This is a genomic window from Uliginosibacterium gangwonense DSM 18521 (assembly GCF_000373965.1).
Taxonomy (GTDB): domain Bacteria; phylum Pseudomonadota; class Gammaproteobacteria; order Burkholderiales; family Rhodocyclaceae; genus Uliginosibacterium; species Uliginosibacterium gangwonense.
The window spans coordinates 121721-145742 of the sequence record NZ_KB892864.1 but is presented as its reverse complement, the minus strand read 5'-3'; the positions used below and the strand labels follow the sequence as shown (position 1 = coordinate 145742).

Below are 24022 nucleotides of genomic sequence, written 5' to 3'. Positions count from 1 at the left end.
CGTGCGCATATTGATGCTCTCTGACGTTTATTTCCCACGCGTCAACGGTGTCTCCACGGCCATCCAGACTTATCGCCAGCAACTGCCTGCGCAAGGCGTTGCCAGTACGCTGATTGCTCCGCGCTACACCAAGGGCGGAGAGGATGAAGAGGAAAATGTCATACGCTTGCCGGGTTGGACGGTGCCGATGGATCGTGAAGATCGCTTCGTCCGCCCCGGTTTCTTCCGCCAGCAGGCGATTCGTGCCGCAGCCCAATGTGATGTCGTGCATATCCAGACGCCTTTCTCGGCGCATGGTGCAGGGGTGGCTGCTGCACGCAAACTTCGCCTGCCGGTGGTGTCCAGTTACCACACTTTGTTTGAGGAATACCTCCAGCATTACGCTCCGTTTGTTCCGGCATCGTGGACGAAGTCGCTGGCACGCAATATCTCCCGGCGCCAATGTAATGAGCTGGATGCGGTCATTGTTCCTTCTAGCCAGATGCGCGAGCGTCTGCTTGAATACGGCGTTACATCCCCGATGCATATTGTTCCCACAGGCATCCCATTGGGACGTTTCTCGCACGGTGACCGTGAGCGTTTCCGCCAGCACTACCAAATTGCGCATGATCGACCCGTTGCACTGTATGTTGGCCGCGCTGCCTATGAGAAGAATATCGATTTCCTGATTGATGCCACGCGCATTGCACTGCGGAGTCAGCCGCGCCTGATGCTGCTTGTGGCGGGCGAAGGCCCAGCGCTGCATGGCTTGCAGGAACATGCACGCAGCCAGGGCGTGGGCGATGCCGTGCGGTTTGTGGGTTATCTGGACCGCACTCATGAATTACCCGACTGCTATGCCGCTGCCGATATGTTTGTATTTGCTTCGCATACCGAAACACAGGGCTTGGTCCTGCTCGAAGCCATGGCAGCCGGACTCCCGGTTGTTGCACTTGCCAAGATGGGTACCTGTGACATTCTGGTTGAAGAGTCGGGTGCCATTGCCCCTCCTGATGAACTGGAAGCCTTTGCTGCGGCCATGGTCAAGGTTGCTTCTGACCCTGGTTTGCGCATGCAGATGCGCACGCATGGACGTGCCTGGGCAACCAGTTGGTCGGACGAAACGCTGACTGCCCGCCTTGCCGATCTTTACCGCCAACTTGTTAACCGCACCAATTCGACTGAAAGCACATGGAAAGCCCATTCAAAGGAAAGACCGGCCTGACCCGCCTGTGGAACGCCCTGCATTATTCCATCGACGGCATTGCCGATGCTTATCGGCTTGAAGATGCTTTCCGGCAGGAGGTGTTTCTCGCCTTGGTATTGATCCCGGTGTCCGTGGCACTGCGCCTGTGGTTGCATTTGTCGCCGACTGCGCATGCGCTGATGGTGGCCAGTGTCTTGCTGGTGCTGATTGTGGAATTGATCAATTCGGCCATTGAAGCCACGGTTGACCGCGTCAGCCTGGAGCATCACAAGCTATCCAAGCGGGCCAAGGATATTGGCAGTGCTTCTGTACTGATCGCACTCATCAATGTGCTGGCTGTGTGGGCCTGCATCCTGATTGGAGAATTCTGATGACACAATCCCTGCGCATCAGCCTTGTCAGCGAGACGTGGCCGCCTGAGGTCAATGGTGTTGCGCTGACCATGGCACGTCTGACCAAGGGTCTGCGCGCGCGTGGCCATGCTGTTCACGTGGTGCGGCCACGCCAGCGCAATGAGCAGAATCAGGATGCCGGCAACGAGACCCTGGTGCGTGGCCTGCCTTTGCCGGGCTATAAGGATCTGCAATTTGGCATGCCTGCAGATCGGGTGTTGCGCGAGTTGTGGCAGGCACAGCGCCCTGACGTGGTTCATGCCGTGACCGAAGGCCCTCTGGGCTGGTCAGCCTTGCGCACGGCACGCCATATGGGTATTCCCGTGACATCAAGCTACCATACTCATTTCGATGGTTACAGCAAGCATTACGGTGCGCGACTGATCGGCCCTTTGATCAGTGCATGGTTGCGCCGATTCCATCGGCGTACGCTCACCACTATGGCGCCTACCACCGCATTGGTGGACAGCCTGACCCGTGCGCAGGTACCCGGTGCGCGTCTGTTGGGGCGTGGCATTGATGCACAGCTTTTCAATCCCTCGCGTAGGAGTACCGAGCTACGCAAAAGCTGGGGCGTTGGTGATAATGATCTGGTTGTCATTAACGTGGGGCGCTTGGCGCCCGAGAAAAATCTGAAGCTGGCAGCGCGGGCATACGCGGCCCTGGCCAATGTTGCACCCACCAGTCGCATGGTGTGGGTGGGCGATGGTCCTTCGCGGGCCGGGTTGGAGCGTGCCAATCCTGGCCACATCTTTACGGGGGCACAGAGTGGGGAGGTGCTGGCTACGAGTTATGCCAGTGCGGATATCTTTCTGTTCCCGAGTCTGACCGAAACCTATGGCAATGTCGTACCCGAAGCCATGGCCAGCGGCCTTGCCGTGGTGGCCTACCATGATGCTGCCGCCGCCGAGCTGATTTCCGACGGCCAGAACGGCCTGACTGTTGAGGCGGGCAACGAGAAGGCTTTTATCGCCGCAGCGGTACGTATGGCGCAAGATGCGTCCTTGCGTCAAATCTGCCGCGAGGCTGCAGCCTCGCGTGTGGCGCAAATCAGTTGGGATGCGGTGATTGGTGAGTTTGAGTCGAATCTGCTGGCCGCTTCTGAGGGGCGTCTTGGGGAAGTGCAAACGGCTGCTTAATAGAAAAGGAAGGCGGAAAAATCCTTGCTCCGTAATAAATGGCGGATATGCCCAAGCAGGGCGTCCTGTTCTTCCTTGATCCCTTCACTGAGCCGTGCGGCCATCACGGGCAGCAGCCATGCTCTGAAGTCATCACGCCCGCACCCCATTGCAGTGTTGCCCAGGTAACGTGCGAGGTATTGGCGGGAAACGAAGAGCTGGGCGATGGAGAGCATGCGCCTTGCCAGAGGCCCCGTGCCCGGAGGCGCGGACATGGCCAGCATGATCCAGGTGCGGGCGAGATCGGCAACCGGACTTCCGCGCACGGCATTTGGCCAATCGATCACCATCGGGCCACGGGCAGTCATGATGATCTGGTCGGGATGGAAATCAAAATGACATAAGGTGTTCCCTGCTGGAAGCTGGTCCAGGTGCAGGAGGATATGCTTGCGTTCTGTCTCGCTGAGCAGTGGGGCGCGCCGGATGTTCTTGCGCAGATATTCATTGAGCGAGGGCAGTTCAGGTGGTGCAGTGCGCTGGTTGATCTCCTGCTGAAGCTTGACCATGTCATGGATGATGGTGGCGACCTGCCAGGGCGCTTTGGTCAGACGGTGCAGACAGGTCGGCCCCTCCACACGATCAAATATCAATCCGTGGCGTCCGTCGACAACCACTTCTTCGTGCAGGTGTGGCATCGGGAGCCGGCTTGAGGCCAGCAGCCGGTTGATGTGGGCCTCGTGGCTGACGACCTGCGGCGGAAAGTGCTGGAAGTAGAGCTTGAGAATCCGCGATTCATCCCAAGCGAATATCTCGGCCGTGCGTCCCTGTGCAATGCGTTGCAAATTGAGAGTGGAGGTAGCCATGATCAGGGGCGTATCGAATCATCCAGCGGACGCCAGGTCTTGCGGTCGTCCCAGGGGTCTAGGGCCGGGCCGAGGGATGCTGCGCAGTGCGAGGCTTCTGCGAACATCCAGTCACGAAAGCTTTGCAGCAGTGGTGTCTGTGTGTTGCCACTGGGGCTGACAAACCAATAGGAACGCAGCGTCGGCAATGTGACCTCGAATGGCGCGATCAGGGAGTGCTTGCGCAGGGATTCATCGGCCAGACTGCGCCGGGTCAGCGCCACGCCACGTCCTTCTTCTGCCCAGCGCAAGGGCAGGGTGGCATCGTTGAAAAACAGCCCCTTTTCCGGTTCCGGCCAATCCAGCCCCGCACGCTCGAACCAGGGTTGCCAGGATTCCCCGTCCGAGCGTAGCAGGGCGCAACGGGCCAGATCGGCAGGCGTGCGCACGCCACGCTCTTGCAGATATTCCGGGCGGGCCACCGGCAAGAGTTCGTCGTGCAGCAGCAGGCTGGCTTCCACCCCCTCATAGCCGCCAAAGCCCCAGCGGATCGCCACATCAATGCCGTCGCGGGTCATATCCAGCACATGGCTGGAAGAGATTAGGTTGATCTCCACATCGGGTTCTAGTTCCATGAAGCTGGCAATACGTGGAGTCAACCAACAGGCTGCGAACGAGGGCAGGCAGGTCACCGTCATGCGTTTGGGGTTGGTGCGGCGACGTACCATGGTGGTGGTGCGGGCCAGACTGTTGAGGGCTTCGTTGGCGCCCAACGCCAGTTCCTGCCCAGCGGTTGTGAGCACGACAGCACGGCCGGAGCGGCCAAAGAGCTTAAGGCCAAAGTATTCCTCCAGACTCTTGATCTGTTGGCTCACGGCGCTATGGGTGACATGTAGCTCATCTGCGGCGGCTGAGATGCTACCCAGGCGGGCGGCTGCCTCAAAGCAGCGCAGCGCAGGCAGGGGCGGGAGTTTTCCAGGTCGTTGCATTGTAAGCTCTGCTAACAAATAGGTTAGAAAACATCGCTTGTTTATAGCGCGTTCTCCGACAAAAATACAGCGTATGGAGATTCAGACTGAGGCAGGCAGGAGACACAACATGACAAACAAACTAACAAATACCTCGATGATGGTGGAACAAGGTGCCGTGTTGAGTATGCGTCCGGATCAAGCAATCCGCGTCAATTGCGTGGATGGGTGCCTGTGGCTGACCCAGTCTGGCGTGGCAGGGGACACCTTCCTGCGTAGTGGGCAGGAAATCCGTCTGCAAGCGGGGGGTTTGGTTGTGATCGAATCCCTCGGCGATGCGCCCGCCCATTTGCATCTGGAAACAGAGCCAGGTCTGGCGATGCGTCTACGTAGCGATCTGGCCCAGGCATTGCGCAGCGTGGCTCGCTACGTTGAGCAGAGTGGCAGCACGCAGGCCATCACTCACTGAATTACTGCGTTGGGTTGAATCATGCAAGGCCGTGTCTGAGCATATCAGCACGGCCTTTGGCTTGTTGGTTTCTGCTCCCCTGCCAGCCTTTTTTTGCTAACGTTATTTATGCTGACGCATTGCCAATCTTTTTGAGTATTTATACGTCATTGTAAGCGGTGGTGTGTTCAAAACGCGTGCAGTGGCGCACAATACTCTTCATGAGCATATTGCATATCCTCCATGGCCTGCCGGGCAGCGGCAAATCTACGCTGGCCCGATCTCTGCAACCCCAATATCGGGCCATTATTCTTGCGCATGATGAATGGATGCTGCGCCTCTACGGGTGCAATCCCCCTGCCGAACACTTTGCCGACTACAGCACCCGGATTGATGCCGCACATTGGGCTTTGGCCTGCCAGCTTCTCGGGCAAGGAATCGATGTGATCTGGGACTACGGGGTGTGGACGCGCTCGGCACGCGCCCGCATGCTTGCGCGTGCCCAGGTGCTGGGGGTGGAGGCCTTGTTCTACGATTGCCAATGTGATCCTGCCGAAGCCGATGCCCGTGTTTTGCGCCGGAATGTCGACGCACGTGGGCAGGTGCTGGATGTTGATCAGCCCGCACTGGATCTGTTTCGCAGCCTGTATGAACCGATTGCGGAAGATGAAGGGCTGCAGGTGATGGTGGCCTAGCTGGTGTAGGGTGGGTTAGATACAACAAAGCCCCATTCAGGGGCTTTGTTTTTGCAATTCGAGAACGCAAAGACATCGCAGCGGTGGCGATGCGCTTTTGCGCCAAACGGTCAGGCGAAAATATTGATGATGCTGCCGACCTTGCTGGCTCCGTCTTCAATAACGGATACGCCTGCATTGACGGTGTTGGCGACACCACTGACTACGCCGTTGACCGCGCCTTCAATCCCCTGTTCAGCAGTATTGACGACTGCGTGAACACCCTTGCCAACCAAGCCGATGACGCTGGGCGCCAGGGTGATTGCTGCACCGACTGTTCCTAGATTGTTGATACCAAGCATGATCGTTCTCTCTCAAAAATTTACGATCTGTGTTTAGGCACTTCGCATGAAATGGCGGCAATATTTGCCGGTGCAAATTAGCTGCCCTGCATCATCTCACGCTTTTTAACACCTATTAACGCGTTTTTGGCGGCTTTGTAACGGGCCATAACTGTTTTACGGCAGTTGATCCGCAAACTTTAGAAAATAATTTGTTTCCTTTTACATGGGCTTTACATAACGGCAAACCCTGCCGGTTTGTGTAGGCGAGGTAGTATTAGGCTGCATGGCAAACTGTCTGGAGATGCCCGTCAGTAAAGAATTTATGGAGGGTGGTTGTTTTTATGATGAAAAAGGGGGACTTCCCTTTTGTGGCGACGCTTATGTCAATTGGATTGTGTGGCAATGCCCGATTGTGACGAGGCAATACAAAAAGGAGGAGGGGCAGGACGGTCAGCAGTGTTTCCCCTGTGCGCAGAACGATTTTTTGGGGGACGCGGCTGGATTTTTTGGTTGCGCGTGAATGGGCTTGGGAGGATGGTCAGCGAGAACGGTGTAGGTTCCTTGGCTGACGATGGTGTGTGTGGCGACAGTGAGGCCCTTGCCGGGCCGTTCACTTGGTCTGTGCTGGCGTACTCTGAAACGGAGCCTTTGGTGTTTAGCGTGGGCCAAAGCCACCATAGGGCTTGAGCGGTACGACTGAGACGATTTCCAGCATGCCAGCGGCTACCAGTGGCAGGGTGGAGAGAATCTTACGTACTTCCTGTTCGTCGGCGGCTTCGATCATCAGGCAGGCGCCGGGCATGTCGCCACGATGCCATATCTGGCGGATGATGCCTTGGCTGTAGAGGGTGCGGGCACGCTGCGTTTCGGCCTCAAGCAGCGGGGCAAATTGCTCTTCGGAAAACTGTTCGGTACGGCGGCGGGAGAGGGTGATGAATTGCATGGCGCTTTTCTCTTGAAGGTGGCGATATGCCATAGAAGAGAAAGTCTAGCAAATATGCTGGGCCATTGCTGGCTGGATGTCGTCAGGGTTTGATGCGGTGGCGGGCCAGCTCGCCCAGCGCAGCCTTGATCTCGTTGATCAGATTGGGCCAACTGTCGGCACTGCGCTGGCGAAAGATCCGCATACCCTGGGGATACCAGGGCGAGTCGCTGCGGCGGTTCAACCAGCGCCAGTCCGCGCGGTAATAGGGGAGCATCAGCCAGCAGGGAACCCCCAGCGCTCCAGCAAGGTGGGCCACGGCGGTGTCGACACTGATGATCAGGTCCAGCCCACAGATTAAGGCTGCTGTGTCGGCAAAATCCTTTAATTCCGGCCCCAGCGCCTGGATGGGGTGATCGGATGGGAGTTCATGGACTTCGGTTTCCCCCGCCCCCTTTTGCAGACTCACGAAACTGACGTTGGCTACTCGCCAGAGTGGCGTCAACATCTTGAGATGAGGGATTGAGCGGGCCGCGTCATTTTCAAACTTGGTACTGCCTTTCCAGACCAAGCCGATGCGCAAGCCCTGCCTTGGCAGGCGAGCCTGCCAGGCGGTAGCCTCGTTCGGGTGCACGTGCACATAGGGAATGCGGCAGGGAATGGTGTTGATACGGGTATTGCACAGGAAGGGCAGGCTCAGTGGCGGTGTCCAGTAATCCCAGCCTTCGGCGGAAACGTAGTCGCCCAGCGCGAAGACTTCGTCGAGCCCGTCCAGCGTCGCAAAAAGCCGCTTGAGCGCGGGGTGGCAGAGTACCGCTACCCAGGCGGCGCCCTGGTTCTTGAGGTCTTGCGCGTAGCGACAGAACTGGATCATGTCGCCATGACCGGCTTCACAGGTGATCAGGATGCGCTTGTTCTGTAGGCTTTGCCCCCGCCAGCGCGGGAATGCGAGGCGGGCCGCCAGGGCTTCGTACCAGTCGCGGGCTTCCAGGTAGGCCCAGCCTTGCGCGAAGTCTCCACGTTGGAGCAGCAATGTTCCCAGATTGAAGCTGGCCGATACGTGACCAGGGTAGAGTTCCAGTGCTCTGCGGTAGCATTTTTCGGCTTGCTCCGGGTGGCGTTGGCAGGCATGCAAGGCTCCCAGATTGGACCATAGCGTGGCGTGATGGGGGGCGACGCGCAGTCCTTCTTCATAGACGGCCAACGATTCGGCAAATCGCTTGGCCCGGCACAGCAGGGCGCCCAAATTGAGAAATACTTCGGGCTCACGCGCCCCCAGGCCCGCAGCCTGCAGATAACAAAGCTCGGCTGCGGCCAGTTCGTGGCGTTGTTCAAGCAGATAGCCCAGGTTGGCATGGGCTTGTGCAAAATCAGGCGAGAGCTGGGTGGCGGTGCGGAAGCGCTCCTCGGCCAGCTCATTGTTGCCTGCCGTCATCAAGGCAACGCCCTCGCTGAAGGCCGCTTCGGCTTGTTTGCGTGCCTGAAACCGGTCTTCACTGAACATGGCGGAGGATTGGGTTTTCATGTGGGAAATGCGCCAGCACTCATGAATTCTGCAGAGGGGATTGCCCTCTGCGTCATCTGTTATTTTTCGGATCAGTGCGCCAGATCATCGGCGCTGATCTGGCGCACGCTGTAGCCATGCTTGGATAATATTTCCGGCACGCTGTTGGCACCGACAAGATGGCCCACGCCGACAACCACGAAGCGGGCGCGCGGATCTTGTTTCATGTGCGCCTCAATCCGTTCGGCCATTCTGGCGTTACGTTGCGTGAATAAAGCCTTTTCCATGCTGGAACCTGCGGGCATGCCCACACGCATCAGGCGGTCGAGTTTGAGGCTGTCACCGGTTTTCCAGGCTTCCACGATGTCTTTGAGCAGGCCCGCGAGCTTCTTTTGCCTCACCATGGTGGCAAGTTCCCGCAGCATGGTACGTTGCTCGCGGTCGGTGCCTGCGTTCATCGCGGTGATCTGCTCGTCCAGCGTCTCCAGCTCTTCCAGCTGTATCTTGTTTTTGTCCGCATAGGCAATCAGGGTGACATCAATACCGGATTCCGGTGTGAGTCCGTTTTGTTGGGCGATCAACAGAGACAGTACCGTGCCTGCCATCCAGGGACGCATCTGGGTCAGCGATTCCGGGGGGACGCCCAGGCCGCGCACGGCCGACTCAAGCTCACGCCAATCATTGGTGGTCATCAACTGCGGCAGAGTCTGCCCCGGCGGGAGCATGGCAGCTGCAACCAGTTTTTCTTGTAGCGCAGGCGCACGTGGGTCCAGTTCCACGACCAGCGTATCGCTGGCGCGCAGGCGGCTGATGACGGCTTCTGGCAAGGGGAAGCAACTGGCGTTGCAGACGTGGACAGAACCGTACAGATAGATGGTGCCGAGTTCGTTGCGAGCCTCCCATAGCGGCAGGCGGCCCTTGTCTGCGGCCTGAACAAAGGGGCTGATCAGCAGGAACAGCAGAACGAGGCTATTGCGCAGGCAGGCAAAGAGGTTCATGACAGGCTCATTGATAAAGGGGAAAATGAAAGAGGGGGCACAAGCCCCCTTTTTTACTTATAGCGTTTTCAAGCGACCGCGTACCTCATCGATATTCTTGTAGCCCTTTCGGTCAAGCAGGGCAATCAGTTCGGCATTCAGCCGGGCGAAGATGCCGGGGCCTTCTTCTTGCAGCGCCGTGCCCACCTGCACCAGTGATGCACCGGCCAGCAGATGCTGGAAGACGTGTTCGCCCGTTTTTACGCCACCACAGCCGATCACCCGTTTTTCCGGGCAGCGACGGTAGAAAGCATTCACGTTGGCCAGAGCCGTCGGCAATACATAGTCGCCACCAATGCCACCAAAACCATCCTTGGGCTTGATGACCACGGATTCGCTCTCGGTGTCGATCACCAGTGCGTTGCCGATGGAGTTGATGCAGGTGATGAAGGCGACGGTCGGGTAACGGTTGAGGATGGCGGCTGCTTCGTCAAAATGGGCAATGTCAAAGTAGGGGGGCATCTTCACGCCGATGGGGCGGGTGTATTCCTTGGTGACGGCAGCGAGCATGGCGTCCATGGCTGCGAAATCGTAGGCGATCTGCGGCTTGCCCGGCACATTGGGGCAGGACAGGTTCAGCTCTACGATTGCGGGCAGGTTGGCGTCACGGATGGTGCGCATCATCACCAGATTGTCAGCCAGCGACAGCCCGGCAACTGACATAAACAGCGGTTTGTGGCTGTAGTCGTGTGCGCGGGCGAGATCCAGGTAGTAGCCATAGCCCTTGTTGGGCAGGCCCATTGAGTTGATGCTGCCCAGCGGCGTGGCGCGGTAACGCGGTTCCGGGTTGCCTGCACGGGCTTCCAGTGTGCAACTCTTGGTGATGTAGCTGCCAGAATCGCTGGTGTGCAGGGCGCCCAGGTCGGTCGCATCCATGCAATAGACGCCGGAGGCGTTCATCAGAGGGTTGGCGAAGGTATGGCCGAGGAAGGTGGTGGAGAGCTTGCTCATGGGAATAAGACGTGTTGATCTATAAACCTTCCAATCATAACCTCCCCAGCGGCCGGATCAACTGACTGCATTCGGGGTAGGGCTGAGATTGTCGCTTTCCGGGTTCGCATTCTCATCGCTTGAAGCAGGCAGAATCCGGCGGCGCGGGATCAGTTGCTCGTCGAGCAGTGGTTCGATGCGCGCAAACACCTCAAAGCGCGAGAAGGGCTTCTTCATGAAGTCGTCGGCGCCGATACGGGTGCCGAAGAACTGCTCGGTGGCCTGTTCGTTGCCACTCATCATGATGATAGGAATGTTACGCGTCTGCGGATCGCGGCGCAGGGCACGCAAGGCCGCAAAGCCATTCATGCCGGGCAACACGATGTCCAGAAAAACCAGTTCAGGCGATTCGGTACGGGCGATTTCCAGGCCGGTTTCGGCATCCAGCGCTTCGAGCGTGACGTAACCCGCCGAGCGCAGGAACTTCTTCAATGCGGCAATGATGGTGGGGGAATCGTCAATCAGCAGCACACGGGTGCCTTCGCGCGCATTGATGCGCTCTCGGCTGCGGCGTTCCGCCATCTGGGGCAGGCTGGGTTCTACCTGTACGGGCTGCTGTGGCGCAACCGGCGCAGGGGATTTGAATAGCGAACGGAATTGGTCAAACAGTCCCACAATCGGCCTTTCTGTCTTTCATGCTCTGTTAGGCGATGCGGTGATCTCGCTACAGTATGCTTTGGGTGGAGCATAGGGCGTGGCGGGGCGTGGTGCAACGGAGAAACGACTGAAGGCGGAGAAAAAGTTAAAAAATGTGACGTAATTCTCCGTTTGAAGGCCCCCGGCGGCGCCGGGGGCAAGAGGCTTACTTCAGATAGTCGGCCAAGGGCAAAGCGGCTTCCTTGATACCTTCGGCAACGAGGCCAGAGACGGCTTCTGCACCCTTTTCCTGGAAGTGGGTGTTGTCTGGCTTGTTGCGATTGCCGGTGGTGTTGGCGTAATACGGATATTGGGCAGGGTCGACCGCCAAGTAGTAGTCAAGCGAACCTTGTTCCCCTATTTTTGAGAAGAAGGCCATGCTGCGTGCATCCAGGTCCACCAAGGCCACCTTGTTGGCTTGGGCGGTATCACGGATTGTTTGTGAATAATCGCCAGGGAACTTGCCCTTGCCGTAGGTGTGGGTGGTTGTGCTGATTTCACCGCCCTTGAAGCTGCGACGCGTTACCGGGGTGATCAGCACCGGCGTGGCCCCTGCCTGACGGGCCATGGCGATGTACTTCTCCAGGGTTTTCTGGAAGGACATTTCCGCCGGGACGGCCGGATTGTTGCCAGGGTAGGTACAGAGCTTGGCCGTGTCGATCTGGTCCCGTGCGGGTGGCGGGGCGGGCGGTTCATTGCCGCATTTTTCGTCGTTATGCCCGAACTGTATGAGCAGATAGTCGCCTTTGCGGATGTCGGCGGCGATCATGCCAAACCAGCCTTCGTTGATGAAGCTGCGTGAGCTGCGCCCTGATTGCGCCACGTTGATGACCTGTATCGGGCTGCCTATCTTGATCTGGCGATCAAACGCCTGCCCCCAGCCCATGCGGGGAGCTACTTCGGGGTCGTAGTTGCTGGCGGTGGAATCCCCAGCGATGAATACGCGGGAGATGCTATTGGCCAAGAGAGCCTGGGTATCCATCCGGGCCATGCTCAGGCTGAGTGGGTGGAAGCGGGTGATTTCGCGGTAGCGCGGGTCGTACAGCGAGGTCTCCCCCTGTTCGCCGCTGGCTGAGCTATAGCCACGGTTGTGTTTGATCAGCGAGAGTAGGTCATAGACGCCTTTCTCCTTGCCCATGCTCACGGTGACGGGGTCGAAGTGCTCCACGTCACTGACGCGGGCTTCCTTGAGGGCGGTGGCAATGCTGGCGCGCAGCGCGGCAGTCTTGGCGGCGACGGTTTCAGCCGTGACAGCCGGGGCTTTGGCGGACTGTGCCAGCCCGGCCGGGCCTTTGAATTTGGCCTCAAGGGCCAGATCAGAAGCGATGCGGTCGGTGAGGGCGTTGACGTTGATTTCCCCGGCTGCAGGGTTGGTGCTGATGGCGACATATTGCTTGTCTGCGGTTTGGGCGACCAGCATCAGCGGGGCAGAAAGACCATCCATGCGCAGGCTGAATTGGCCTTGGGCGTTGGTCTGGATGAGCGTTTGCTTGCCCCGCGCATCGAATACGGTGACCTGGGCGGCTTTATTGCCATTGCCGACGACGCCACTGAGTGTGTAAGTGGCCGGGGCGCTGCCCTGTTGGCTGGCGCAGCCCATGAGGGAGGCAACGAGCACAGCGGTGAGGCTGAGGCGGCGGGTGGGTTTCATCGGGATGAGTCTCCTTTTGTGCGTAGAGCAGGTGAGGCCTGCCTGTGTGTCGTATGGAAGTCTTGATCAGAGATGCAAGGTTAATTCATGCGGATACGCCAAGTTGCATCGTTCATCTGGCCACCGGGATGTAAAGATCGCATTGACGTTCAAAATCCGCCGGCAGATAGCCTGTGTTATGAAAGCGACGCAGCATGGGCCCATCAGTGAGAGACCATCCTGTATCCTGGTTGATCAACCGGCCCAGCTCGGCCTGCGGGGGCGTGGCATAAGTCCCCCTTAGGCGGAGTACCGCGTAATAGCCCCCAGGCAGGGTTTGCCGATACAGGCCAGGGATGCGTTGCCCCAGGCGTTCGTCCAGCAGGCCCGCATCAAGAACATCAGGCCCCTGAGCGCGGTTTTCCACATCCGCCATCCGCCCCTGCCACTGGATGCTCCAACCTTTGCGCCGTGAGCGGGGGATGTCGGCAAGTATGGCATGGGCGCGCAGCTCATCGAACGCAGTCAGATCGGTGGCATGCAAGCCCTCGTAATGCACATATTGGATGGCTTGCGCGGGCAGGTATTCAAAGCGGATGGAGCGGGGGGGCGGGGCTATACGTACAACCGCAGAAGGCTGGAAGCCATAGTAACGGCTAAATGCGCGGGAGAAGGCGGCTGCCGACATGTAGCCCGACGCCAAGGCCAGCGCGGTGAGAGCGTGCGCGCGGCCCTGTGCCAGAGTCTGGAGGGCCTTGCTCAAGCGCAGGCGACGCACGCGTGCAAGAGGTGTCTCACCTGCGTATGCGCCAAACACCCGTTCAAAATGGTAGCGTGAAAGGTGGGCAATCTCGGCCAATTCATCCAGACACAGGGATTGATCCAGATGGGTATCAATATGGGTGGCAACCCGGCGCAGGCGTTGCAATCTGCTGGCGTATTGCAGGGCGTTCATCAGGGTGCGTGGGCGAGGGAACGGTCACATGCGCACAGTGTGCCAGCTTTGGGGGTTTATACCAAGGGATGCTGTGGCATGCATGCGACGCTGGGCAGGGCGGGCATTGCCTGCCCCACCCCAGTGTCAGGCGTCGTCAGCCGCCAAAATCCCCGTACCATCCCAGCCCAAACCCTACTCCGCTGGAATCCTTAACCCCTGCCTTGCGTGAGCCGGTCAAATCCAACCCGAGCTTGTCCTGAATCGCCCAGAACCGCAAACCAACTGCTTGGGTGGTGGGGGCGTAGCGTTGATGCAGCGCTTCGGCAAAGACCTGGACGCTGGGAATGGGATTCCAGGCAATCGCGGCGTTGGTCACCCGTTCATAACGCCGATTCAGATTGTTGTAGACCATGCCCAGGTTGAAGTGCGTGGCCAATTCCGGCGTGATTGTCCAGGTCAGGATACTCAGGCCGCCCGTATTGCGGATTGCGCCAGACTCTGGCGCGAGGCTATCCCGGCTGCGCTGATGCCATACTTTAAGCCCGATGCGGAAGGCTTGCTCCTCATGTGCTTCCTGAGCCCATTTCAGGTAGATGCTGCGATCCCGGATCGCTTGCCCGGCTGGTGCGTTGGTCTGGGTAAAACCCGCCCCTAATTCAAGTGTTGCCCAGCCTACGGCGCCTGCCAGGTTGCTTGCATGGCTGCCCTGGGCATGGTCTTGCCAAGCTTCGAATTGGTAGTGCTTGTCACCTGTGGTGGAAGCATCCTCTGTAGACATGGGCCGGGCTGCCAGTGCCATTTGGGGTAACAGACAGGTGAGCAGCAAGCCTGCTGTTCTGAAGTGGGTCAATGATTTCATGGTGAAAAGATCATAATGCATGCCTGCTCGGCATGCGCGGATGGATATGATTGTTATTGGCTATTCAAGCGTTTCGTTTTGCGCCGCCGCCATTCAATGACCAGATACCAGCGCCATGCAGTGGCCAGCAAAACATAACTCAGCACGGCAAGGCCCGCCGCCAGGATGGGAAGGCCGATCAGCAAGGGCGTACCCAGGCCCACGGCCCAGTTGATCCAGTCCAAGGTGCTTTGCCAAGGGGTGGCAAGGAGGAATTCCGGCGGGGGAACAAATACGCTCCCGCCACTGTGAACCCAGCTACCAATCTGAAAAGCTAGCACATATAAAGGCACTATCGTAACAGGGTTGGTGTAAAGGGTGGTAAGCACGGCCAGTGGCAGATTTTTGCGCACAACCAGGCATACCAGCACGGCCCCCAGCATCTGGAAGGGGCCGGGGATCAGCCCGCAAATCATGCCGATTGCGACGGCGCCGGGGGCCGAATGGCGATTCAGATGCCATAGATCCGGCTCAAAGATCGAGTCGCCCAGCCAGTGTAGCCAGCGGTGCTGGCGCAAGCTGTCTGGGTGAGGAAGACGGTGGCGCAGGAAACGTCTCATTGGGCAAAGCTCCTCTGGTATCGGCTTGGGCCGCGTATTCCGTTGACCACAGAATGAATCCAAGATTGTGCATTCGCAAGCATAATCATGACATGGAACTTGCCATCGTCGGTTTCGCCCTGGGGGTGTGGCTTTGCCAGACTCAGACTACGCTGCTCGGCGTCTGGGCGGGCATGTTTGTCCTGGGCGTGATGGTGTTGGCAGTGGCGGCTTGGCGCTTGCATGGAGGATGGCGTGCAGCAGCTTTGTTTGCGCTGGGGGTGCTGCTTGGTTTTGCTCAAGCCAACTGGCGGGCGCAGATACGTCTGGCAGAGCGCCTGGATAGCGTCAGGGAAATGCAGGAGTTTGAGCTTGCCGGGCGGATCGACGATTTACCCCAGCATTTTGACCAGGGCGAGCGCTTTTTCTTCATCCCGATTAAGGCTCCGGCTGGCATCCCGGAGAAGATCCAAGTGAGCTGGTATCGCCAGGGCAAAACCCGGCTGGCCGCATTGCCTGCCCCACGTGCGGGGGAAGTGTGGCGCTTTGCCCTGCGCTTGCGCCAGCCACACGGCAACCTCAATCCACATGGTTTTGATTATGAGGCATGGGCCTTCGAGCGTGACATTGGCGCGATTGGCGTGGTATGCCCATCGGCGGCCAATACGCGCCTGAGCGAAGGGCCGGAGGGCTTCTGGGGCTGGGTGGATCATCTGCGTGAGCGGGTGCGGGATCGCTTTGTGGCGGTGCTGCCGGATTCGCCCTGGCGTGGCGTACTGCTGGCATTGAGTGTGGGCGATCAGGCTTCGATCCCTACTGCACAGTGGCAGCTATTTGCCAGAGTCGGCATTACGCATCTCGTATCAATTTCCGGCCTGCATGTCACCATGATGGGGGCTGTGGCGGGGTGGCTGTTGGCGGCTATCTGGCGGCGCGTGCCTTGGTTGGTGCTGCGTTTGCCGGTGCAGAAGGTGCGCCTGCTGGCAGCCAGCGCCGGGGCGGGTTTCTATGTGCTGCTTGCAGGCTGTGGCGTACCTGCCCAGCGCACCTTCTACATGCTTGCGGTGGCCGCGTTGGCACTGTGGCTGGGGCGGGGCATGCGGGCGCGGCGGATACTTCTGCTGGCCTTGTGGGTCGTGTTGTTGATTGACCCCTGGGCAAGTTTCTCTGCCGGGTTCTGGCTTTCCTTCATGGCTGTGGCGGCCCTGTTGTTGATGGATGCGGCAGGTGAGGGTGGTGCTTGGTGGCGTGAATGGGGGCGGGCGCAGTGGGCAGTCAGTTTGTTCACCTTGCCTGTCCTGTTGGGGCTGTTCCAGCAATTCTCGTTGATCTCCCCGCTGGCCAATGCGGTGGCAATTCCCGCAATCAGCATGGTGATCGCCCCTTTGGCACTGCTGTTTGCGGCGCTGCCACTGCCTTCGCTGGCGGAGTTGGCAAATTGGCTTCTGGGCTGGTTGATGAGCTTTTTGCAGTGGCTCTCCGCCGCGCCTTTTGCGGTGTGGCAACAGGCGGCCCCGCCCTGGTGGCTGGTGTTGGCGGCATCCGTGGGGGCGGCCTGGGCTTTGATGCCCCGTGGTGTGCCTGCACGCTATGTGGGTTTGCTGTGCTTCATTCCCCTGGTCGCCTGGCAGGCGCCACACCCACCCGAAGGGCAGGCGCAGATCACCATTTTGGATGTGGGGCAGGGGCTGGCTGTGCATGTGCAGACGGCCCATCACGATCTGCTCTATGACACAGGTCCGAAATATGCCGCTGACCTGGATGCGGGTATGCGCGTGGTATTGCCGTATCTGCGTGCAGAAGGTGTCGGCAGCCTCGATATGCTGGTCGTCTCGCATGACGATAGCGACCATTCCGGCGGGGCAAGCTCCATTTTGACCGGCATGCCTGTGCAGACATTGCGCAGCAGCCTTTCACCAGATCACCCCTTGCTGACAAAAGCCAAACAGCATGCCTTGTGCACACGCGGGCAGACCTGGGCATGGGATGGCGTGCGTTTTGAGTTTCTGCATCCCACGCAGGACTGGGCGAGCCGGGGAGACAACGATAGTTCCTGCGTGTTACGCGTCAGTACGACAGGTGCATCATTGCTGCTGACCGGGGATATCGAGATGGATGCTGAACAGCGTCTGCTTGCCGATGTGGCTGCAAGCCTGCCAAGTAGCATTCTGGTCGCGCCCCACCACGGCAGCAAGAGTTCCTCGCATGCGGATTTCATTGCCGCCACCAGGCCCCGCGAGGTGGTGTTCTCCAATGGCTACCTCAACCGTTTTCATCATCCCGCGCCAGAGGTGGTCAGCCGCTATCAGGCCGCTGGCGTCCACATGGTTCGCAGCGACGAGGCAGGAGCGATCCGCTATCGCCTGCTGTCGCAAGGCTATATCGGCCCGTTTCTGGAACGCGCAGAGGCAGCCAGGTACTGGCAGGATCACTGATTCAGCGTGCAGCCATCATGCTGGCGGTAAAGCAGATAGAATGACTGAAGGCGTTTTTTGCTGATAAAGAGTGATTCATGCAATTCTTGAGCTTCTTTGCCCAGCTCGCCTGGGCTGACTGGTTGGGCCTGGGCTGGTTTCTGGTGTGCTGGTTTGGCTATGAGCGATTGGTCGAGCATGGCTGGAAGGGCCATTCCACCCTGCTCGTAGAAGGCCACCGCCTGCGCCTGCAATGGGCCAGACAGATGGCGGTGCGGGAAAACCGCATCGTTGATTGCGCCTTGGCGAGCAATCTGGCCAACAGCGTATCGTTCTACGCCAACACTTCGATCTATATCATCGCAGGGCTGTTTGCCATTCTCGGCGCTCTGGATCGTTTCATGGACACCGCTGCAGAGTTAAGCTTTGCCCGCAGCTTTTCGCGTGAGGCCATGGAACTCAAACTTATTTTGCTGATTACCATGTTTGTGATCGGCTATTTCAAATTCACCTGGTCGCTACGCCAGTTTAATGTGCTCTCCATCGTGACCGGTGCAGCACCTCCCCGCGATGGCGACCCTACGCTGCTTGAGCGCTATGCCCAACGCCATGCCGCCGCCAATACCTGTGCGGGCGATGACTTCAACCGGGGCATCCGCGCTTATTATTTCGGGCTGGCGGTGTTGGCCTGGATGCTTTCGCCCTGGCTGTTTATCATCTCTACCACTGTGATAGTCTTTGTGCAGGCGAGGCGGGAATTTGATTCGCCTGTTTTGCGCGCCTTGCAGGCATTGGAAGATGACCTGCCACGTAATGATGTGCCGCAGGAGCGGCCCTGATTTCCGGTTATTTACTGTTTCATGAGGATGGCATTGTGCCCTGGCAAACTCTTCTTCTCGTATTGAGCATTCACGCGGTTGCGCTGGTGTCCCCCGGGCCAGATTTCGCCATCGTCACCCGCCTGTCCATCGTATCCGGGCGTCGCACGGGGTTATGGGCTGCAGCCGGAGTGGCGAGCGCCATTGGTGTGTATGTATTGGTTTGTGCCTTGGGGCTGTCCCTGGTGCTCAATTCCCTGCCCATGCTCTCGCGCATCCTCTCGATTGTCGGGGCGCTCTATCTGGGTTGGCTGGGTGTGCAATGCCTGCGTTCCACCGGCCAGATGCCCACGGCCCAGCGTGAGGCACAAGGTGGCAAAGCCTTTGTGACAGGTTTCTTCACCAATCTGCTCAACCCCAAGGCCATGCTGTATTTTGGCTCCATCCTCTCCCAAGCGCTTTCGCCAAACCTGGGATGGCAGGATATCGCCTTGCTCTTCTGCCTGATGGTCGCCGAATCCTTCCTCTGGTTCGCGTTGGTTGCCAGCCTGTTTTCAGCACAACGCGTACTCGATTGGCTCAAAGGCCGCTTGAAATGGTTTGATCGGGTTGTCGGCGTCGTGCTGTTGGGCTTGGCGGCGAAGGTGGCGAGTGTTGCTGCGCGCTAAACTTATTTCAAGCGTGTAGTCGCTTTTCCCAGTGCATGCGTCGCCACCACGCAGCGCTCATCACCCAGCGTCATGAGCGCAAATAGCCGTTCCTCTAGCGTTTTGCAGTGGTGGATGCGCCAAGCCAAGTCTGGCGTGGCTTCGAAATCCAGCACGGTGAAATCAGCTTCGTGCCCAGCCTCGAAATTGCCGATGAACTGATCCAACCCGAGTGCTGCAGCGCCCCCCAGGCTGGCGAGATACCACAGGCGCCAGGGGTTGAGCGGGGTGGCGGTGGTCATGCTGACTTCATAGGCTGCATTCATGGTGCGCAGCATGGAAAGGCTGGTGCCACCGCCGACATCTGTTGCCAGCCCAACTTTGACGCCTGCCGCAAGTGTTTTGCTGGCATCGAAATGCCCACTGCCAAGGAAACGGTTTGAGGTGGGGCAGAACGCAATGGCCGATCCATGTGCAGCGAGCATATCCAGCTCCGCATCAGACAGATGAATGCCATGGCCATAAATGGCACGCGGGCCAAGCAGGCCGTGATGACGGTAGACGTCTGTGTAATGCGCACAGTTCGGGAAAAGTTCGCGCACCCATTGAATTTCGCCGTGGTTCTCTGAGAGGTGGCTTTGCAGGTGCACGTCCGGGTGGCTTGTGTAGAGGCGGGCAGCGGCATCCAGTTGCGCTTCGGTGGAGGTGGGCGCAAAGCGTGGGGTGATGCTGTAGCGCAAGCGGCCCTTGTTGTGCCAGCGCTCGATCAGTGCAGCGCTATCGCGCTCGGAGGATTCGGCGGTGTCACGCAGATTTTCCGGGCAGTGGCGATCCATCATGATCTTGCCGCAGAGCATGCGAAGATCATAATGGCTGGCGGCTTCAAAGAAGGCGTCGACCGAGTGGGCATGCACGGTGGCATAGACCGAGGCGGTAGTGGTGCCGTGCGCCAGCAGGCGTTGGATGAAATGCTCTGCCGAAGCGTGGGCGGTGGCCGGGTCAGCAAATGCGGCTTCTGCCGGGAAGGTGTAGTGCGTCAGCCAATCCAGCAATTGCTTGCCATAAGCCCCCATCACAGCCGTTTGTGGGTAGTGGACATGGCAGTCAACGAAACCGGGGATGAGCAGTTTGCCGCTGTAATCTACATGGCATGCAGTATGCTGCGCGACATGTGGGTAGGTGGCACAGATGGCCTGCCAGGGGCCGCAGGCCCGCACGCATCCATCTACAATATACAGGGCGCCGTCTTCAAAATATTCCCAGGCGCTGGGCGAGGCGTCTGTGCCGGGGTCGCGCAAAAAGTGCAAAATCGAGGCGCGAACGAGGACTTCCGAATGTTGTTCGGTCATGGTGCAATCCTGAAATGTCGGGGGTCAGGCTGTTTTGGCTTCGAGTGCTTCCCAGCGCTCCAGCAAGGCCAGCAATTCTTCATCAATGGTAGCGAGCCGGGCATTCATCGTGGGCACTTCGGTCGGTCGGTCACGATAGATAGCCGGGTCGGCCAGTTGCTGTTGCAGTGTGGCCTGCTCTTCTTCCAACGCAGAAATCTTGCCCGGCAGGGCTTCCAGCTCGCGCTTTTCGTTAAAGCTGAGTTTGGCCGCTCGGTTATTGTTGCGCTTGTCCTCCGCCTTGGGGGCTTCAACTTTGGGAGCCGGCTTGTTGGCTTCCTCCGTGGGGCGCTGACGCATCCAGTCGGAATAGCCGCCGGGGTATTCGTGCCACTTGCCGTCGCCTTCAAAAGCAATACTCTGCGTGACGACGTTATCCAGGAAGGTCCGGTCGTGGCTGACCAGGAACACGGTGCCGTCGAATTCGCCCAGGAGTTGTTCCAGCAGCTCCAGCGTTTCCACGTCCAGATCGTTGGTGGGTTCGTCCAGCACCAGGATGTTGGCCGGGCGGGCGAATAGCCGTGCCAGCAGCAGGCGGTTGCGCTCGCCCCCAGAGAGGGATTTCACCGGCGAGCGTGCGCGTTGCGGTGAGAACAGGAAGTCCCCCAGATAGCCCACCACGTGCTTTTTGCTGTTGCCGATCTCAACGAAGTCCGAGCCGGGAGAAATCACGTCAGTCAGCGGGGCTTCCGGGTCGAGTGCGGTGCGGAACTGGTCGAAGTACGCAATCTGCTGGCGTGTGCCCCGGCGTACCACGCCGCTATCCGGTTCCAGGTCGCCAAGGATGAGTTTGAGCAAGGTGGTCTTGCCTGCGCCGTTGGGGCCGATCAACCCGATGCGGTCGCCCCGGATCAGGCGCAGCGAGAGGTTGCGGATCACCGTTTTGGCGCCGAAGGATTTGCTCACGTCCTGCAATTCGGCAATCAACTGGCCACTTTGTTCGCCACGTTCAAGCTGGAAGTTGACATCACCCAGGCGTTCGCGCCGGGCGGAACGCTGGCGACGCAGGTCTTCCAGGCGACGCACGCGACCTTCGTTACGGGTACGGCGAGCTTCTACACCCTTGCGAATCCAGACTTCTTCCTGCGCTAGGAATTTGTCAAACTCTGCGGCACTCTTGGCCTCCATTTCCAACATTTCGACCTTGCGGCGCTGGTAGGCGGAGAAACTGCCGGGGAAGCTCGCCAGATGGCCGCGATCCAGTTCGATGATGCGTGTGGACACGGCGTCCATGAAGGAGCGGTCGTGGGTGATCACGATCACCGCGCCCCGGAAGCCCTTGATGAGTTCTTCCAGCCAACTGATCGCTTCGATATCAAGGTGGTTGGTCGGCTCATCCAGCAGGAGCAAGTCCGGCGCGCCTGCCAGCGCGCGGGCCAGTGCCACGCGCTTGATGCCGCCGCCGGACAGGCTTGCCACCTTGGCGCTGCCATCCAGGCGCAGGCGGTCGATCACCTGTTCCACCTTGTGGTGCAGCGTCCAGCCGTTGCTGGCTTCCAGCTCATGCTGCAAGTGCTCCAGGCGGGCCAGGGCTTCATTGTCACCGTGGGCAACCGCCTGGGCGCAGGTGTGGTATTCACCAATCAGGCGGGCCGCGTCACCCACGCCTTCCGCCACGGTGGCGAATACATCGCGCTCCAGCGGAAAGTCCGGTTCCTGTGCCACATAGGCCACGCGCAGCCCCTGCTGGCGCCAGACTGTGCCGTCATCAAGCTTGGCCTGTTCGGCCAGAATGCGCAACAGGCTGGATTTGCCTGCGCCATTGCGCCCGATCAGGGCCAGTTTTTCATCGGTATCCAGCACCAGTTCGGCGCGGTCAAGCAGAGCCACATCGCCAAAGGCGAGACAGGCGTTTTCGAGCGTCAGCAGCGGCATCGTGAAGCGTAATCGGTTGGTTAAGCGGGGATTTTACAACCCTTGCAGAGATTTCGCTTCTAAAAAAGAGGTCGGGCGCAGGGAATGACCACAGGGCGGGTTGCCGCGAGGGGCGCTTGATTCGGTGGAATAATTGCGGGCAGATATTTTTAATGAAAGTGGCCTTGGCATGGATTTTCTGGGGGAAGTGTTAGGCGGGCTGGTCAGGTGCGTGGTAGAGATTGTTGTGGAGATTTTTCAGGAGATTCTTTTTGAGTATGGTGTGCGTGTGCCAGGCTGCCAATTTGGCCGATTTGTATTTAGAATGAATATTGCACCAGAGGATGGTTGGTCAGCCTTTTTTGGAATTTTGTTATGGGGAATCGCGGTGGTTTGCTTTGTGTTGGCGTGGTGACAATAAGGTAGGTACGCGCAATTTGATGCCGGTTGCTTGCAGGGCCCAGTCAGCCAGCGACAGGATGCTCCGATCTTTCCAAAGCTCCAGAATTTTTGGGGCTTTTGTCTTTTTGGGGCGCATAACTAAAGTAGCATGCACTGATTTGAGCCTCCCCGCACCAGCATGGCGTTTGTTTGGCTGGAGGCGAGAAAATGAATCTATGTGTCGGTTCAAAGAATCTATTGCAATTAGCTGTGCAAGTTCATATTTACACAGCAAAATATGTGATAAATAAAGGGTATGCCGTGCCTTAGTATTGGGAAGGATGGTTTGATCCTACACCGGTACGGTTATTGCTATGGGCGTGTGTTGGTGTTGATTATGCTTTTTGTGTTTCAGGCTTTTTTGGAAATGAGGTTGTGATGAGTGGGGTGTTCAGTTCTTCGCGTTTTACCGGTCGTGCTTATTTGGCGGTTGTGTTGATTGGCGCTGGTTTGGCGGTGTCTGTGGCGCAGGCAGAGCAGATCGATACCCTGGCGCGCATCCGTCAGACTCAAACGGTGATTATTGGGAACCGGGAGGCTTCTCGCCCCTTTTCCTTTCTGGATGAGCAGAAGCAGGCGTCGGGTTACTCTGTGGAGCTGTGTCAGCGCGTGGTTGATCGTCTGCGCAAGGACCTCAAGCTGCCCAACCTGAAGGCGCAGTATGTGACGGTGTCCGGTGCCGAGCGCATCCCGAAGCTGGCTTCAGGGGCGATTGACATGGAGTGTGGTTCAACCACCAACACCAAGGCGCGTCAGGAAAAAGTGGATTTCAGCTATACGATGTTTGTGGCAGGGATGAAGATTCTGTCCCGCGCTGATGCCAGCATCATGGACCCGCAGTCTGTGGGTAGCAAGCCGGTTGCCTTGAGCAAGGGAACAACTTCCGAGAAGCTGTTCGGCCAGCTTCGGGACAGCGAACTGCGCGGCATGCAGTTGCAGGTGTTCAACAGCAATGCCGATGCCTTCAAGGCTTTGGAAGCGGGCAAGGTGGTTGCTTTTCCTCAGGATGATGTCTTGCTGTCTGGCTTGATCAGTAGTTTGCCGGATAAGAACAAGTATGTGCTGTCCAAGGAATATCTGTCTATTGAGCCGTATGCAATTGTGGTACGCAAGGGAGATTCTGGTCTTCTTGCTGAAATTGACCATACGCTGGCTGACTTGTACAGCAGTGGCGAAATCAACAAGATTTACGACCGCTGGTTCAATACCGCAACGATCAAAGTGCCCATGTCTGGCCTGCTCAAGGAAGCCATCACCCGTCCGGCCAAGGACACGGGGTTTGCCAAGCTGCTGGGCTACTCGCTTTGACCGGACTACGCCACCTGCTGCGGCAGGTGGCGTACAATCCATCTATCGTGGTGGATATCAGGACGATAAATGGGGAGTCAAGAGCCT

Annotated in this window: 25 protein-coding genes; 11 read left to right on the top strand and 14 right to left on the bottom strand. The window is 58.5% G+C overall.

Annotated elements, in window-relative coordinates:
- Window position 1 precedes the first annotated feature (1 nt).
- Genes B145_RS0118160 through B145_RS0118150 form a run of 3 tightly spaced genes read left to right on the top strand, consistent with a single transcriptional unit; the run spans window position 2 to window position 2717 of the window.
- Entirely contained in the window at window positions 2–1204 is a 1203-nt protein-coding gene (locus B145_RS0118160) for a glycosyltransferase (RefSeq protein ID WP_245541889.1), read from the top strand.
- Window positions 1171–1557, top strand: a complete 387-nt coding sequence (locus B145_RS0118155) for a diacylglycerol kinase (protein ID WP_018609252.1) — start codon at window positions 1171–1173, stop codon at window positions 1555–1557. Before B145_RS0118160 ends, B145_RS0118155 begins: the two co-directional genes overlap by 34 nt.
- Window positions 1557–2717, top strand: coding sequence for a glycosyltransferase family 4 protein (locus B145_RS0118150; protein WP_018609250.1), 1161 nt, complete (start codon window positions 1557–1559; stop codon window positions 2715–2717). The genes B145_RS0118155 and B145_RS0118150 overlap by 1 nt, the downstream gene beginning before the upstream one ends.
- Here the strand turns inward: B145_RS0118150 and B145_RS0118145 are convergent.
- Both B145_RS0118145 and gcvA read right to left on the bottom strand, forming a co-directional pair.
- A complete protein-coding gene (locus B145_RS0118145) occupies window positions 2714–3559 on the bottom strand; it encodes a phosphotransferase family protein (RefSeq protein ID WP_018609249.1) in 846 nt (281 codons plus the stop codon). The two genes, B145_RS0118150 and B145_RS0118145, sit on opposite strands and share 4 nt — an antisense overlap.
- A gap of 2 nt (window positions 3560–3561) precedes the next feature.
- Window positions 3562–4527 carry a transcriptional regulator GcvA gene (gene gcvA / locus B145_RS26220; protein ID WP_018609247.1) on the bottom strand — a complete coding sequence of 322 codons (966 nt, stop codon included), beginning with the start codon at window positions 4525–4527 and terminating at the stop codon, window positions 3562–3564.
- A 109-nt stretch (window positions 4528–4636) separates the two neighbouring features.
- Between gcvA and B145_RS0118135 the strand changes: the two genes are divergently transcribed.
- Both B145_RS0118135 and B145_RS27710 read left to right on the top strand, forming a co-directional pair.
- Window positions 4637–4975 carry a DUF2917 domain-containing protein gene (locus B145_RS0118135; RefSeq protein WP_157288497.1) on the top strand — a complete coding sequence of 113 codons (339 nt, stop codon included), beginning with the start codon at window positions 4637–4639 and terminating at the stop codon, window positions 4973–4975.
- Window positions 4976–5175: 200 nt separating this feature from the next.
- Window positions 5176–5649, top strand: coding sequence for a P-loop nucleotide/nucleoside kinase family protein (locus B145_RS27710; protein ID WP_018609244.1), 474 nt, complete (start codon window positions 5176–5178; stop codon window positions 5647–5649).
- Between the two features lie 110 nt (window positions 5650–5759).
- Here B145_RS27710 and B145_RS0118125 read toward each other — a convergent pair whose 3' ends face one another.
- The gene (locus B145_RS0118125; protein WP_018609243.1) at window positions 5760–5990 is read right to left on the bottom strand and encodes a hypothetical protein; all 231 of its coding nucleotides are present in this window, start codon (window positions 5988–5990) and stop codon (window positions 5760–5762) included.
- A gap of 265 nt (window positions 5991–6255) precedes the next feature.
- Here B145_RS0118125 and B145_RS29130 point away from each other — a divergent pair, with 265 nt between their 5' ends.
- On the top strand, window positions 6256–6492 hold the full coding sequence (locus B145_RS29130) for a hypothetical protein (RefSeq protein WP_018609241.1): 237 nt from the start codon (window positions 6256–6258) through the stop codon (window positions 6490–6492).
- Between the two features lie 135 nt (window positions 6493–6627).
- Here B145_RS29130 and B145_RS0118115 read toward each other — a convergent pair whose 3' ends face one another.
- The 9 genes from B145_RS0118115 to B145_RS0118075 form a co-directional block, all read right to left on the bottom strand.
- Complete coding sequence (locus tag B145_RS0118115) at window positions 6628–6915, bottom strand: muconolactone Delta-isomerase family protein (RefSeq protein ID WP_026259271.1); 288 nt, start codon at window positions 6913–6915, stop codon at window positions 6628–6630.
- An 82-nt stretch (window positions 6916–6997) separates the two neighbouring features.
- A complete protein-coding gene (locus B145_RS0118110) occupies window positions 6998–8419 on the bottom strand; it encodes a tetratricopeptide repeat protein (protein ID WP_018609237.1) in 1422 nt (473 codons plus the stop codon).
- A gap of 71 nt (window positions 8420–8490) precedes the next feature.
- Window positions 8491–9396, bottom strand: a complete 906-nt coding sequence (locus B145_RS0118105; protein WP_018609235.1) for a TraB/GumN family protein — start codon at window positions 9394–9396, stop codon at window positions 8491–8493.
- Between the two features lie 57 nt (window positions 9397–9453).
- Window positions 9454–10386 carry a dihydroorotate oxidase gene (locus tag B145_RS0118100; RefSeq protein WP_018609233.1) on the bottom strand — a complete coding sequence of 311 codons (933 nt, stop codon included), beginning with the start codon at window positions 10384–10386 and terminating at the stop codon, window positions 9454–9456.
- 57 nt (window positions 10387–10443) lie between these two features.
- A complete protein-coding gene (locus B145_RS0118095) occupies window positions 10444–11040 on the bottom strand; it encodes a response regulator (RefSeq protein ID WP_018609232.1) in 597 nt (198 codons plus the stop codon).
- A gap of 187 nt (window positions 11041–11227) precedes the next feature.
- Entirely contained in the window at window positions 11228–12712 is a 1485-nt protein-coding gene (locus B145_RS0118090) for a rhamnogalacturonan acetylesterase (RefSeq protein WP_018609230.1), read from the bottom strand.
- A gap of 112 nt (window positions 12713–12824) precedes the next feature.
- On the bottom strand, window positions 12825–13646 hold the full coding sequence (locus B145_RS27705; RefSeq protein ID WP_018609227.1) for a helix-turn-helix domain-containing protein: 822 nt from the start codon (window positions 13644–13646) through the stop codon (window positions 12825–12827).
- Window positions 13647–13782: 136 nt separating this feature from the next.
- Complete coding sequence (locus B145_RS0118080; RefSeq protein WP_157288496.1) at window positions 13783–14487, bottom strand: hypothetical protein; 705 nt, start codon at window positions 14485–14487, stop codon at window positions 13783–13785.
- A gap of 53 nt (window positions 14488–14540) precedes the next feature.
- Window positions 14541–15086: a DUF2062 domain-containing protein gene (locus B145_RS0118075; protein WP_018609224.1), complete on the bottom strand. Its 546-nt coding sequence runs from the start codon at window positions 15084–15086 to the stop codon at window positions 14541–14543.
- Window positions 15087–15178: 92 nt separating this feature from the next.
- Here B145_RS0118075 and B145_RS0118070 point away from each other — a divergent pair, with 92 nt between their 5' ends.
- The 3 genes from B145_RS0118070 to B145_RS0118060 all read left to right on the top strand — a co-directional run bounded on the left by B145_RS0118070 (window position 15179) and on the right by B145_RS0118060 (window position 18965).
- Window positions 15179–17500: a DNA internalization-related competence protein ComEC/Rec2 gene (locus B145_RS0118070; RefSeq protein WP_018609222.1), complete on the top strand. Its 2322-nt coding sequence runs from the start codon at window positions 15179–15181 to the stop codon at window positions 17498–17500.
- Between the two features lie 77 nt (window positions 17501–17577).
- Window positions 17578–18318, top strand: a complete 741-nt coding sequence (locus B145_RS0118065) for a DUF599 domain-containing protein (protein ID WP_018609220.1) — start codon at window positions 17578–17580, stop codon at window positions 18316–18318.
- Between the two features lie 35 nt (window positions 18319–18353).
- Window positions 18354–18965: a LysE family translocator gene (locus tag B145_RS0118060; RefSeq protein WP_026259270.1), complete on the top strand. Its 612-nt coding sequence runs from the start codon at window positions 18354–18356 to the stop codon at window positions 18963–18965.
- Between the two features lie 2 nt (window positions 18966–18967).
- Here B145_RS0118060 and guaD read toward each other — a convergent pair whose 3' ends face one another.
- The gene (guaD, locus tag B145_RS0118055) at window positions 18968–20293 is read right to left on the bottom strand and encodes a guanine deaminase (protein ID WP_018609217.1); all 1326 of its coding nucleotides are present in this window, start codon (window positions 20291–20293) and stop codon (window positions 18968–18970) included.
- Window positions 20294–20317: 24 nt separating this feature from the next.
- Window positions 20318–22207 (bottom strand): ATP-binding cassette domain-containing protein, encoded by a 1890-nt coding sequence (locus B145_RS0118050; RefSeq protein WP_018609215.1) that lies wholly within the window; start codon window positions 22205–22207, stop codon window positions 20318–20320.
- A 133-nt stretch (window positions 22208–22340) separates the two neighbouring features.
- Here B145_RS0118050 and B145_RS0118045 point away from each other — a divergent pair, with 133 nt between their 5' ends.
- Together B145_RS0118045 and B145_RS0118035 are read left to right on the top strand one after the other, a co-directional pair.
- A complete protein-coding gene (locus B145_RS0118045; RefSeq protein WP_157288495.1) occupies window positions 22341–22601 on the top strand; it encodes a hypothetical protein in 261 nt (86 codons plus the stop codon).
- Between the two features lie 404 nt (window positions 22602–23005).
- Window positions 23006–23935 (top strand): amino acid ABC transporter substrate-binding protein, encoded by a 930-nt coding sequence (locus B145_RS0118035; protein WP_018609210.1) that lies wholly within the window; start codon window positions 23006–23008, stop codon window positions 23933–23935.
- Window positions 23936–24022: the final 87 nt, after the last annotated feature.

Coding starts and splice junctions, on each gene's coding strand:
- B145_RS0118155 (WP_018609252.1), top strand. CDS start 1,171: ATGGAAAGCCCATTCAAAGGAAAGACCGGCCTGACCCGCCTGTGGAAC.
- B145_RS0118150 (WP_018609250.1), top strand. CDS start 1,557: ATGACACAATCCCTGCGCATCAGCCTTGTCAGCGAGACGTGGCCGCCT.
- B145_RS0118145 (WP_018609249.1), bottom strand. CDS start 3,559: ATGGCTACCTCCACTCTCAATTTGCAACGCATTGCACAGGGACGCACG.
- gcvA (WP_018609247.1), bottom strand. CDS start 4,527: ATGCAACGACCTGGAAAACTCCCGCCCCTGCCTGCGCTGCGCTGCTTT.
- B145_RS0118135 (WP_157288497.1), top strand. CDS start 4,637: ATGACAAACAAACTAACAAATACCTCGATGATGGTGGAACAAGGTGCC.
- B145_RS27710 (WP_018609244.1), top strand. CDS start 5,176: ATGAGCATATTGCATATCCTCCATGGCCTGCCGGGCAGCGGCAAATCT.
- B145_RS0118125 (WP_018609243.1), bottom strand. CDS start 5,990: ATGCTTGGTATCAACAATCTAGGAACAGTCGGTGCAGCAATCACCCTG.
- B145_RS29130 (WP_018609241.1), top strand. CDS start 6,256: ATGGCAAACTGTCTGGAGATGCCCGTCAGTAAAGAATTTATGGAGGGT.
- B145_RS0118115 (WP_026259271.1), bottom strand. CDS start 6,915: ATGCAATTCATCACCCTCTCCCGCCGCCGTACCGAACAGTTTTCCGAA.
- B145_RS0118110 (WP_018609237.1), bottom strand. CDS start 8,419: ATGAAAACCCAATCCTCCGCCATGTTCAGTGAAGACCGGTTTCAGGCA.
- B145_RS0118105 (WP_018609235.1), bottom strand. CDS start 9,396: ATGAACCTCTTTGCCTGCCTGCGCAATAGCCTCGTTCTGCTGTTCCTG.
- B145_RS0118100 (WP_018609233.1), bottom strand. CDS start 10,386: ATGAGCAAGCTCTCCACCACCTTCCTCGGCCATACCTTCGCCAACCCT.
- B145_RS0118090 (WP_018609230.1), bottom strand. CDS start 12,712: ATGAAACCCACCCGCCGCCTCAGCCTCACCGCTGTGCTCGTTGCCTCC.
- B145_RS27705 (WP_018609227.1), bottom strand. CDS start 13,646: ATGAACGCCCTGCAATACGCCAGCAGATTGCAACGCCTGCGCCGGGTT.
- B145_RS0118080 (WP_157288496.1), bottom strand. CDS start 14,487: ATGAAATCATTGACCCACTTCAGAACAGCAGGCTTGCTGCTCACCTGT.
- B145_RS0118075 (WP_018609224.1), bottom strand. CDS start 15,086: ATGAGACGTTTCCTGCGCCACCGTCTTCCTCACCCAGACAGCTTGCGC.
- B145_RS0118070 (WP_018609222.1), top strand. CDS start 15,179: ATGGAACTTGCCATCGTCGGTTTCGCCCTGGGGGTGTGGCTTTGCCAG.
- B145_RS0118065 (WP_018609220.1), top strand. CDS start 17,578: ATGCAATTCTTGAGCTTCTTTGCCCAGCTCGCCTGGGCTGACTGGTTG.
- guaD (WP_018609217.1), bottom strand. CDS start 20,293: ATGACCGAACAACATTCGGAAGTCCTCGTTCGCGCCTCGATTTTGCAC.
- B145_RS0118050 (WP_018609215.1), bottom strand. CDS start 22,207: ATGCCGCTGCTGACGCTCGAAAACGCCTGTCTCGCCTTTGGCGATGTG.
- B145_RS0118035 (WP_018609210.1), top strand. CDS start 23,006: ATGAGTGGGGTGTTCAGTTCTTCGCGTTTTACCGGTCGTGCTTATTTG.